This is a genomic window from Nonomuraea sp. NPDC049419 (assembly GCF_040676995.1).
GTDB classification, from domain to species: domain Bacteria; phylum Actinomycetota; class Actinomycetes; order Streptosporangiales; family Streptosporangiaceae; genus Nonomuraea; species Nonomuraea salmonea.
This window is the reverse complement of record NZ_JBFAQB010000007.1, coordinates 95,852-107,007: the sequence shown is the minus strand read 5'-3', so window position 1 is coordinate 107,007 and position 11,156 is coordinate 95,852. Positions and strand designations below refer to the sequence as shown.

At 72.4% G+C, this 11,156-nt stretch carries 8 protein-coding genes; 3 read left to right on the top strand and 5 right to left on the bottom strand.

The window, feature by feature from the left end:
* Positions 1–39: 39 nt before the first annotated feature.
* The 4 genes from AB0K12_RS22425 to mraZ all read right to left on the bottom strand — a co-directional run bounded on the left by AB0K12_RS22425 (position 40) and on the right by mraZ (position 5,132).
* Positions 40–2,688, bottom strand: coding sequence for a penicillin-binding transpeptidase domain-containing protein (locus tag AB0K12_RS22425; RefSeq protein WP_364564233.1), 2,649 nt, complete (start codon positions 2,686–2,688; stop codon positions 40–42).
* A complete protein-coding gene (locus AB0K12_RS22420) occupies positions 2,685–3,524 on the bottom strand; it encodes a hypothetical protein (RefSeq protein ID WP_364564230.1) in 840 nt (279 codons plus the stop codon). The genes AB0K12_RS22425 and AB0K12_RS22420 overlap by 4 nt, the downstream gene beginning before the upstream one ends.
* Positions 3,514–4,479: a 16S rRNA (cytosine(1402)-N(4))-methyltransferase RsmH gene (rsmH, locus tag AB0K12_RS22415; RefSeq protein WP_364564227.1), complete on the bottom strand. Its 966-nt coding sequence runs from the start codon at positions 4,477–4,479 to the stop codon at positions 3,514–3,516. The genes AB0K12_RS22420 and rsmH overlap by 11 nt, the downstream gene beginning before the upstream one ends.
* A gap of 221 nt (positions 4,480–4,700) precedes the next feature.
* Complete coding sequence (gene mraZ / locus AB0K12_RS22410; RefSeq protein WP_345401317.1) at positions 4,701–5,132, bottom strand: division/cell wall cluster transcriptional repressor MraZ; 432 nt, start codon at positions 5,130–5,132, stop codon at positions 4,701–4,703.
* A gap of 482 nt (positions 5,133–5,614) precedes the next feature.
* Between mraZ and AB0K12_RS22405 the strand changes: the two genes are divergently transcribed.
* Genes AB0K12_RS22405 through AB0K12_RS22395 form a run of 3 tightly spaced genes read left to right on the top strand, consistent with a single transcriptional unit; the run spans position 5,615 to position 10,318 of the window.
* Positions 5,615–6,592 (top strand): MoxR family ATPase, encoded by a 978-nt coding sequence (locus AB0K12_RS22405; protein ID WP_345401314.1) that lies wholly within the window; start codon positions 5,615–5,617, stop codon positions 6,590–6,592.
* Positions 6,593–6,632: 40 nt separating this feature from the next.
* Positions 6,633–7,895, top strand: coding sequence for a DUF58 domain-containing protein (locus tag AB0K12_RS22400; RefSeq protein WP_364564223.1), 1,263 nt, complete (start codon positions 6,633–6,635; stop codon positions 7,893–7,895).
* Positions 7,892–10,318: a DUF3488 and transglutaminase-like domain-containing protein gene (locus AB0K12_RS22395; RefSeq protein WP_364564221.1), complete on the top strand. Its 2,427-nt coding sequence runs from the start codon at positions 7,892–7,894 to the stop codon at positions 10,316–10,318. Before AB0K12_RS22400 ends, AB0K12_RS22395 begins: the two co-directional genes overlap by 4 nt.
* 306 nt (positions 10,319–10,624) lie before the next feature.
* Here AB0K12_RS22395 and AB0K12_RS22390 read toward each other — a convergent pair whose 3' ends face one another.
* Entirely contained in the window at positions 10,625–11,023 is a 399-nt protein-coding gene (locus AB0K12_RS22390; RefSeq protein ID WP_364366014.1) for a DUF3040 domain-containing protein, read from the bottom strand.
* Positions 11,024–11,156: the final 133 nt, after the last annotated feature.

Below are 11,156 nucleotides of genomic sequence, written 5' to 3'. Positions count from 1 at the left end.
GACGACGGGGGACGCACGGCGAGAGCGTACCTTCCCTGGTCACTGTCCCGCGCGGTTCCGCACCGGCGGGGCGGCGGAGCCTGTGGGAGGAATCTTCTTGCTCTTGATGGCGAACGTCATCACATCCTTGAAGACGGGGGCCGCGAGCTGCCCGCCGAAGTGGCCGTTCTTCGGGTTCTGCAGCACCGACAGCACCACCAGGCGGGGGTCGTCGGCCGGCGCGAACCCGGCGAACGAGGCCGTGTAACCGTCGTAACGGCCGAGTTCGGCATCGTAGCGGTTGGCGGTGCCCGTCTTGCCCGCCACCCGATATCCGTCGATGGCGGCCAGCTGGCCGGTGCCCTCCTCACCCACGGCGCTCTCCAGCATGGTCGCGATCTCCTTGGCCGTCGTCTCACTCACCACCCTGGTCTGCTTACCTGCGGGAGCGGGGACGAACCTGCCGGACGCGTCGGTCGTGCCCGCCACGATCTGCGGCTCCATCTTGACGCCGCCGTTGGCGATGGTCTGGTAGACGCTGGCCATCTGCAGCGCGGTCACCGAGACGCCCTGCCCGTAGGCGACCGTGCAGTTCTGGCTGCCCGACCACTTCTTGTAGTCGGGCAGCAGACCGGCCTCGGCGCCGGGAACGCCGCCGCCCGGCCTGGTGCCGAACCCGAACGCCTTGAGCATGGCGTGCAGCCGCTCGCTGCCGACCTTGCGCGCGGCCATGACCGTGGCCACGTTGCTCGACTGCGCCATCGCCTGGCGGAACGTCATCGACTCCACCTTGTGGCTGTGGGCGTCGCGCAGCACCTGGTCGGCGCACTTGATGCGGTCGGGCACCTGGTAGACCGTGTCGGGCGTGACCGCCTTGGCCTCCAGCGCCGCGGCGGCCGTGATCACCTTGTTGGTGCTGCCCGGCTCGAACACGACGGCGGCGGCCTTGTTCACGAAGCTCTCCGCGGGGGCCTTGCGCCAGTTGTTCAGGTCGAGCTCGGGCGCGTTGGCCATGGCGACGATCTGGGCGGTCCGCACGTCCATGACGATGACGGTGCCGCTGTCGGCGCCCGACTTCTTCACCTGCTCGGCGATGGACTTCTGGGCGGCCCACTGGATGTCGCGGTCGATGGTGAGCCGGACGTTCCTGCCGTCCACGGGCGCGGTCTGCTGGCTGGCGGTCATCGGGATCTGCTGGCCGTCGCGGCCGGTCTCGACGCGCTGCTCGCCGTCGCGGCCCGCCAGCAGCTTGTTCTGGGTACGTTCGACGCCGCCGAGCCCGGTGCCGTCGTCGCCGACGAACCCGATGAGGCTGCCCGCGAGGTCGCCCGCCGGGTAGAGCCTGCGGTAGGTCTTCTTCGCCGAGAGCGCCGGGATGCGGGCCTGCATCAGCCGGGTGGCGACGACCGGGTCGACGTCTCTGGCCAGCAGCTGGTAGTGGGTGCCCGTCCTGGCGAGCTTGGCGGCGATGTCCTGCTCGCTCTTGCCGAGCTGCTGGGCCAGGATCGCGGCCGCCTTCGCCCTGATGGCCTCGGGCACCTTGGTCGGGTCGATCGACACCTCGCGGGCCTCGACCGTGACGGCCAGGTTGTGGCCGTTGACGTCGGTGATCGCGCCGCGCTTGGCCGGGATCGTCACGGTGTGCAGGCGCTGCTCGGCCGCCGCGGCCTCGTACACCTTGGAGTCGAGGCCCTGCATCTGGATGAGCCGGCCCGCGAAGATGGACAGCACGAACGTCATGCCGATCAGGCCGATGTTGATGCGCCTGCGCGGGTTGCCCAGCCGCAGCACGAGCGGCGGGCGCGGCGGCGGGCGCCGCGGTCCCCTGGGCGGCGGCACGTCGGCGCCGCCCCGCGAGCCCCCTGCGGCGCCGCTGCGGGAACCGGGGTGCGGGCCGCGCCGGGCCGTGGCGCCGTCGCGCCCCCGCGCCGCCTCGGGCCGCGCACCCGCCGCCGGCCTGGGGCTCCCCGACGGGGTACGCCGCAACGCGTCCTGCCCCCGCCCCCTGGAGTCCTCATCGGCGGTACGCCGCGTCTTACCCCCGGCCTGCCCGGCCCCTCTGGCGCCGGCGCCGGACCCCGGCCTGCCCGCCGAACCGCCCGCACGACCGCCTGGGCCACCGGACGGACCGCCCGCACGCCCCCGATCGTCGTCCCGCCCCTGCACGCGCCCACGCAGCCGATCGGCATCGTCACGGGGACCGCGCCCACGCGGCCGGTCGTCGTCGTCACGGGGGTTCCGGCCGCGCGGCCGGTCGTCGTCGCGGCCCTGGGCTCCCCGTGACCGCGGGCGCTCGTCGTCGCCCGGACGGCGGCGGCCGCCCGCGTCCTCGTCGTCGCGGGGACGCCTGCGGGCGCCGGGACGGTCGGCGTCGCGGGCGGCGCCGTGGGCCGGGTCGTCGGCCGGGTCGGGGCGGCGGCGGTTGCGGCCGTCGTCCGGGCCGAACGTCTCGCGTCCGAACGGCAGGTCGAGCGGGTCGTCGCGATCGCGCGGCCGCCGCGGCGGGTTCTCCTGCGACGGCGGACGCCCCTCACCTGAGGAGCTCCCGCGCCCCGGGTCGCGCCCGGAGTCACCGCGCGACGCGCCGCCCTGACGTGCCGTCCTCCCGGGCCCGCCCGGCGTACGACGAGCGGCGCCTGGCCCTCCCTGAGAGCCGGCGCCGCCTGCGCCGCGGCCGGGACCCTGCCCCCTGCCGCCTGTTTCCCTCACCGCTGCGTGTCCGCCTGGCTCGCCTGGTCACCGGCGCTGCTGTAGGCGTTGACCTCGTCCCAGTCGGTGTGCTGGCCCTGCATCTCGGCCAGCTTGGCGATGTTCCCCGGCTGGGTCTTGAGCTGGTATTCCTGGTCGATCTTCTCGTTCTCGCGCTTGGCCACCGCGATCTCCTCGCGCAGCTTGGCGTCGGTGATCGTGTCCTGGGCGAGCATGGTGTTGAGCAGCAGCAGGCTCACCAGGCCGCCACAGAGCAGGCCGACGACGAGCAGCACGAACGGCGTGCGCTGCCGCCGCGCAGGCCCACGGCCGCCCGCGGGACGTGCCGCCGGCGCCTTGACGCGCGCCCGGCCCTTGGGCGCCTCCGGACGCTCGGTGACGGGCGCCTTCCCGGGAGCCGCGGTCTTGCCCCGCGAAGGAGCGGCCGTCGTGCCCCGCTCGGGCGCCGCGGCCTTGCCGCGTGCGGGCGCGGCCTTGCCCCGCTCGGGAGCCGGCGCCTTGCCACGCACGGGAGCGGGCGTGCCCCGCTCGGCGCTCGCGCTCTTACCGCGCACGGGAGCCGCCCCGCGCGCGGTGGCCTGCTTGCCACGCTCGGGCGCGGGCGCCTTGCCGCGGGCGGCGCCGGGCGCGCCGGCGCGCCCGTCGAGGAGGGCGCGTTCGGCGGCGGCCTCCGCGCGTGCCCGCTCGGCGGCCGAGCGCGTGCCCCCGGCCTCGGGCCGCGTGTCGATGCGGGGCCGCGGCTTGGGCTGCTGCGACACGGCCGACCTGCGGGTGCCCGTCTTGGGCACCGCGCGGCGGACGGGAGCCCCCCGGCCGGTCTCCTGCTCAGTCGTCAACACGGATCCTCTCTGCCGCCCGTAGCCGGGCCGAGGCCGCCCGCGGGTTGCGGGCGAGCTCTTCTTCGCTTGGGAGCTCTGCTCCCCTCGTCAGCAGGCGGAACCTCGGCTGGTGAGCCGGCAGCGGGACGGGCAGCCCGGGAGGGCTGGTGTCCCTGGTTCGCGCCGTGAGGGCCTGCTTGGTGAGCCGGTCCTCGAGTGAGTGGTAGGAGAGCACGACGACTCGCCCACCCAGCGCCAGCGCGTCGAGTGCCGCGGGCAGCGCCGCCTCCAGGGCGGACAGCTCCGCGTTCACCTCGATGCGCAGCGCCTGGAAAGTCCTCTTGGCGGGGTTTCCCCCGGTGCGCCGGGTCGCGGCGGGGATGGCCTCGCGAACGATCTCCGCGAGCCGCTTCGTCGAGGTTATTGCCTCTTTGGCACGTTCTTTGATGATCAGGCCCGCGACACGCTGAGCGAATCTCTCCTCGCCGTAGTCGCGCAGGATGCGGGTCAGCTCGGCGGCGGAGTAGGTGTTGACCACTTCTTCCGCCGTCAGCTCCTGCGAGGTGTCCATGCGCATGTCGAGCGGCGCGTCGTAGGAGTAGGCGAACCCGCGCTCGGCCTCGTCGAGCTGCGGCGAGGAGACCCCGAGGTCGAACAGCGCCGCGTCGATCGTGGTGCGCCCGGCGCGCGCGAGCACGTCGGCCAGGTCTTCGGACGAGGCGTGGACCAGGGTGATGCGGTCGGCGTAGGGGCTCAGCCTGCGGGTGGAGTGTTCGATCGCGAAGGGGTCGCGGTCGATGCCGATCAGGTGCAGCGCGGGATGTGCGGCGAGCAGCGCCTCGGAGTGGCCGCCGAGGCCGAGGTTGGCGTCGACGACGACGGGGGCGGGGCCGGACAGCGCAGGGCCGAGCAGCTCCAGTACGCGGTCGAGCATCACCGGAACGTGACCGCCCTTGGCGACGCTGTCGTCCATCTCCAACCCCCCTCTCGCGTCCTTGCTCGCGGATGACGCGTTCATCGGTCGATCGCCGGTCCTTCCTGGGTCCCCACCCGGCGCCGCCCGGCCAGGTCCCCATCCGCACCCTCTTCGTGGACGCCCGCCATCTGACACCGGGGAAGGTGCATCAGCTGGCGGACAGTGGTTGCGGGTGGAGACCTCGCCGAACGACATCACCGACGGATCGACCGTGGTTCCTACAAGATTCCTGGCAGCACCTCCTCCGACAGTTCGGCGAACGCCTGCTCCTGTGCGCTGAGATAGGTGTCCCAGGCCTGCGCGTCCCAGATCTCCAGCCGGGTGTTGGCCCCGATGACGACGCAGTCACGTTCCAGGCCCGCGTACGCGCGAAGGCCCTGCGGGATCGTGATGCGTCCTTGTTTGTCTGGTTTCTCGTCGGACGCACTGGCGAAGAAGACGCGGCTGTAGTCACGTACCGCCTTGGCGGTGACCGGGGCGGTGCTGAGAGCCTCGGTAATGCGCTGGAACTCCTCCACGGGAAAGACGTAGAGGCATCGCTCCTGGCCTTTGGTGATCACAAGACCCTCCGCCAGCTCCTCACGGTACTTAGCCGGCAGGAACAGCCGTCCCTTGTCGTCCAGACGCGGTTGATGGGTGCCGAGGAACACCGGCCCCACCTCCCGTGCCTCGTGAAGCGCTCAGCGCTGGTGCACCGGGCCCTCCACTGCGCACCACCATACTCCACTTCTCCCCACCGTCAACTGATTCGAACCGTCTTCATCATCGGTTTCCCTTGCGTTACCGCAGGTCAGAGGCATGGCCCGGGGTGGGGCGCGGTGGGGTGGCGGCAACCGCCATGGGCGTGTCGGGGCTTTGAAACGCCGTTCAAATAGGCCCTTCGCGGGGGGCGGCGAAGCTCTGGGGGGAGGAAAGTGGGGCGCTTCGCGGGGCACATGGTGGTGCGCTGTGTCACGGGATTCGCACGACCATGCCACAAGAACCGGAACATCGCCGGTGTTCCCTGAATATCCACAAATGTCGCTACAGAACCCGCAGCGTCGTAGGGTCGTACAGACAATGGAAAAGGAATGGCATGGCTCCCGCAAAGGCACCGTACCGGGACAGCCGTCGCACTTCGCATGGAGGCCTGGTGGCAGTAACCCATGACGTCCCTCCCCAGCTCGACGAGCTGGTCACCACCGCCCACCGGATCCGGCAGGCCATCGAATCGGTGATCGAGGGCAAGAGCGACGCCGTCCGCCTCACCCTTACCGTCCTGCTCGCCGAAGGCCATCTCCTGATCGAGGACGTGCCGGGAGTCGGCAAGACGATGCTCGCCAAGGCGCTCGCCCGCTCCATCGACTGTCCGGTACGCCGCGTGCAGTTCACCCCCGACCTGCTGCCCAGCGACATCACCGGGGTCAGCGCGTACAACCAGCAGACGCGGGAGTTCGAGTTCAAGCCCGGTCCCGTCTTCGCCAACATCGTCGTCGGCGACGAGATCAACCGTGCCTCGCCCAAGACGCAGTCCGCGCTGCTGGAGTGCATGGAGGAGCAGCAGGTGACGGTGGACGGGCGGACGTACCAGCTCGACGCGCCGTTCATGGTGATCGCCACCCAGAACCCCATCGAGATGGAGGGCACCTATCCCCTGCCCGAGGCGCAGCGCGACCGCTTCACCGCGCGCGTGGCGATGGGCTACCCCGAGCCGACCGCCGAGCTGGAGATGCTCGACGTGCACGGCGGCACCTCACCGCTCGACAAGCTGGAGCCGGTCGCGACCACCGCCGAGGTGCGCGCCCTCATCGAGGCCGTACGCGGCGTCTACGTCTCCCAGCCGGTCAAGAAGTACGCCATCGACCTGGTCGTGGCCACCCGCCACTCCCCCGACCTGCGGCTGGGCGCCTCCCCGAGGTCCACGCTGCAGCTCGTACGCGCCGCCAGGGCGCACGCCGCGCTGTCAGGCCGCGACTACGTCATCCCCGACGACCTGCAGGACCTCGCCATCCCCGTGCTGGCGCACCGCCTGCTGCCCAGCATCGAGGCCCAGGGCCAGCGCCGCCTGCCCGAGCAGGTCGTGACCGACCTCGTCAGGCGGGTCCCGGTGCCGGAGACGCGGGGGGCCTGATGGCCGACATCCAGGACCCGCGCCCGCCGGAAGAGGCGCGGTGAGGGCCGGGCTGCGGGCGCTGACCTCCCGGGGCAGGTCGTTCCTGGCGTCCGGGATCGCGGCGCTGGTCATGGCCGTGCTCCTGGGCGAGAACGACCTGTTCAGGATCGGCGTCCTGATCACGGCGCTGCCGCTGCTGGCCGCGATGGTGGCGGCGCGGACGCGCTACCGGCTGAGCTGCGCCAGGCGGCTGGACCCGGCGCGGGCCGAGGTGGGCGGCGAGGCCACCGTGACCCTGCGCCTCGAGAACGTCACCCGCCTGCCCACCGGCCTGCTGCTCATCGAGGACACGGTGCCGTACGCGCTGGGCGTGCGGCCCAGGTTCGTGCTGGACAGGGTCGAGGCCAGGGGCGTGCGGGAGATCGACTACCGGGTGCGCTCCGACCTGCGCGGGCGCTACACGATCGGGCCGCTGTCGATCCGCATCGCCGACCCCTTCGGGCTGGTCGAGCTGGCCCGGTCGTTCACGATCAGCGACACGCTCGTGGTGACGCCGCAGGTGGTGGCGCTGCCGCACGTACGGCTGTCGGGTGAGTGGACGGGCGGCGGCGACAGCCGTACGCGGAGTGTGGCGGCGGCCGGCGACGACGACGTGGCACCGCGCGAATACCGGCAGGGCGACGACCTGCGGCGGGTGCACTGGCGCTCGACGGCCCGCCACGGCGAGCTGATGGTGCGCCGCGAGGAGCAGCAGTGGCAGAGCCGCGGCGCGCTCCTGCTCGACACCCGCAGGCACGCGCACCGCGGCGAGGGCCCGCGCTCGTCGTTCGAGGTGGCCGTCTCGGCGGCGGCCTCGATCGGCGTGCACCTCGCCCGCGAGGGCCTCGGCCTGCGGCTCGTCACCGACCAGGGTGCCGAGCACCTCACCGACCAGGGCCTGAGCCACTCCCTGCTGGACACCCTCGCCGTGATCAAGCACAGCCCGGCCCGCTCCCTGGAGATGGGCGTCTCGGCGCTGCGCCAGGGCGGCGGCGACGGGCTGATCGTCGCCGTGCTCGGCGCGATGGAGCCCGAGGAGGCCAGGGAGCTGGGCAGGCTGCGGCACAGCGGTATCACCGCGGTGGCGGTGCTGCTGGACGTCAGCTCGTGGGAGGGCGGCGACGGCACCGCCGCCGAGAACCAGCGGGCCGTCGAGACGGTGCTCGCCGGGTACGGCTGGCGCATCGTCACCCTGCCCGCGGGCACCTCCATCGCCACCGTCTGGCCGGACGCCGCGGGACGCGGCAGATACGTGCTCGATCCCACGGGAGGGGCGGCATGAGACTGACGATCGCCTCGGGGGTGGCCGCGTTCACCGCGGCCGTCCTCCTTTACCCCCTCTTCGCGGGCGGCGCCTGGTTCTGGACCTCGCTCGGCGCGGTGCTGGCCGTGGTCGCGGCGGGCCTGCTGAGCAGCCGCCTGTCGCTGCCGGCGTGGGCGGCGCCGCTGGTCGGGCTGGCGGCCACGGGCATCTTCCTGACCGTCTCCTTCGCCTCGGAGGAGGCGTGGGCGCTCATCGTGCCGACGAAGGACTCGGTGGCGGAGCTGGTCAGGCTGCTCGGCGTCGGGTGGGCCGACATCCAGCGGTTCGCGGCGCCCGTGCCGGACACCGACGGCATCACGCTGCTGACGTCGGGCGGCGTGGCGCTCATCGCGATCGCCGTGGACCTCCTCGCCGCGCGGCTGCGCCGGGCGGCGCTGGCCGGGCTGCCGCTGCTGGCGCTGGCCACGGTGCCGGCGACGATCCTGACCGACCCGATCAGCTGGCCGGCGTTCATCATCGCCGCGCTCGGGTTCGTGGGGCTGCTCATCTCTGACGGACGCGAGCGGATCGGTCACTGGGGCCGGGCGGTGCTGGTACGCCGGACCCGCGTGGTCAATTCGTCCCAGGCGACGCATCCGCGCGACACCGCCGACACCAGCGGGCTGCGGCTGTCGGGCAAGCGCATCGGGTTCGCGGCGATCGTGCTGGCCGTGCTGCTGCCTGCGGCGCTGCCCGCGATGGAGCCGGTGTCGTTCTTCACCTTCGGCGTCGGCGGGCGCGGGGCGGGTCCGGGCAACTCGATCAGCATCCCCAACCCCATCGCCAACCTCAAGGGCCAGTTGCAGCTGCCGGACCGGCGGGTGGTGCTGACCTACACCAACAACGACGACCAGCCTCGCTACCTGCGCATCTACGCGCTCGACACGTTCGACGGGCAGCAGTTCGGCATGACCCAGCCGAAGGGCGCGCCGCAGAACAGGACCGAGAACGGCCCGCTGCCCGCCCCGCCGGGGCTGGGGCGCGACCCCAAGATCAACAACGTGATCACGAACGTCAGGATCAGCGACGAGATCGCGCGGCTGCAGTTCCTGCCGCTGCCGTACCCGCCGCGGCAGATCAAGGTGGACGGCGACTGGCGGGCCGACGTGGACACGCTCATGGTCTTCTCCACCCGCGAGGAGGCCGCCGGCATCGAGTACGACGTCAGCACCAGCGAGCCCCAGCCCACCGCCGACCTGCTGGACGCGACCGACAACACGCCGCCCCAGGTGGACGACCGCTTCCTCGCCCTGCCCGAGAACCTGCCGCCCGGCATCCTGGAGCTCGCCGAGAAGGAGACCGCCGAGGCGAACACCAGGTACGAGGCCGCGGTGATGCTGCAGAAGTTCTTCACCACCGACGGCGGCTTCACCTACAACCTGGAGACGCAGGGGCACAGCAACTCGGCGCTCAGCGACTTCCTGCTGCGCTCGCGCGCGGGCTACTGCGAGCAGTTCGCCGCGTCGATGGCGGTGCTGGCCCGGCTGATCGGCATCCCGTCGCGGGTCGCGATCGGCTACACCGGCGGCACCAAGGTCGGCGACCACTGGGAGGTCGGCACGAACGACTCCCACTCCTGGCCCGAGCTGTACTTCGAGGGCGTGGGCTGGCTGCCGTTCGAGCCGACGCCGTCCGGCGCCGCGGGTCAGGGCAGCGCCCGGGTGCCCGAGTACTCCCGGCCGCGGCCCGAGCCGGCCGCCACCACCAGCGAGCCGTCGCCAGGCGCCACCAGCTCCGAGGCGGACGCCCCGCAGGACCCGCAGGCCCGGCGCAACATCCGCGAGCTGGACCGCGAGGGCACCGTCGCGACCGGCACGCTGCCGCCCGACGACTCGATGCCGCTGGCCGGCAAGATCGGCATCGGGGCGGGCGCGCTGCTGCTCGTCCTGCTGATCCCGGCGGGTCTGCGGCTGGTCTCGCGCAACCGGCGGGTACGCCGCCTCACCTGGAAGGTCTCCCAGCCCTCAGACGAGCTGACCGCCAGGATGGCCGTGGGCCGCGGCCAGACCACCGTCGCGGCCGTGTGGGCGGAGCTGGACGACGTCCTGTACGACTACGGCATGGCCCGCCTGCCCAGCGAGACCCCGCGGGCGCTGGCCCGGCGGCTCACCCAGCAGTACGAGTTCGACGCCGAATCGGCCGCTGCCATGACGACCATCGCGGGCAACGTGGAACGGGTGCTGTTCGCCCGGGAGCCCGGCAGGATCGCGCCCATGGGCAAGGACCTGCGCAAGGTGCGCCTGGCGCTGGCGGCCACCGTGTCACGCGGTCGGCGGATGCGCGCCGTCCTGATGCCGCCGTCCACGCTGCGGCGCATCCGGATGCTGGGCGAACGCCTGCTCGACGGCTTCGACCTGCTGGAGACGATCAGGCTGCGCCGCACCTCCCAGAAGGGCGCATGACCCCGAAACAGCGACCCCCCGGCCCCCGTACGGGGGCCGGGGGGTCGCGTCACTTGGGGCGCTGAACACGGCATCGGCCGGGCCTGCGAGGGCCGGGCGCGTCATGTCACGACTGCTGAGGCGCTGAACCTCCTCCCCCTGGACCGCACCGGTCGGGTGGCCGCGGCTGCTGTGCGGCGCGCGCCGGGCGGGCTGGGGTGGGGCGGTGGGTGGTGGGCATGCGAGCGGCCGCCCCGTGCCGGGGGGTGGTGGGCATGCGAGCGGCCGCCCCGTGCCGGGGGCGGCCGCGTCAGCTTGCCTGGCGGGTCAGCGCTCGTCGTGGCGACGGCGCCAGCGCTCTTCCATGCGCTCCATGAAACTGCCCCGGTTGCCCCGGCGGGCCTGCTTGCCCGGAGGGGTGGCCGTGCCTGCGGCGGGGGCGGAGTCTCCGAACCCGTTCATCTTTTTCCAGCTGGACAGACCCCACAGACACGCGGCGAGCATGACCACGAAACCGCCGACGCCGAGCGGGATCAGGCTCATCACCACGCCGACCATCATGATGACGACGCCGAGGGCAAAGCCGATGGAGGCTTTGACCAGGCGACGCTTGTAATGGCTGCGCGGGTCGCTGATCCTTACGGTGTTGGCCCACTTCGGGTCCTCGGCGTAGAGGGCCTGCTCGATCTGGTCGAGCAAGCGCTGCTCGTGCTCAGAGAGCGGCACGGCGCCTCCCAAGGACGGCCCCAGGACGGGGAAGACGGCAACGGACGACACGGGGTGTCCGAACCTCGCGGTCGGTTATCCCCAGAATACGAGGCTGTAGACGTAGGCGAAAGCAAACGTCCAACGCAGACCA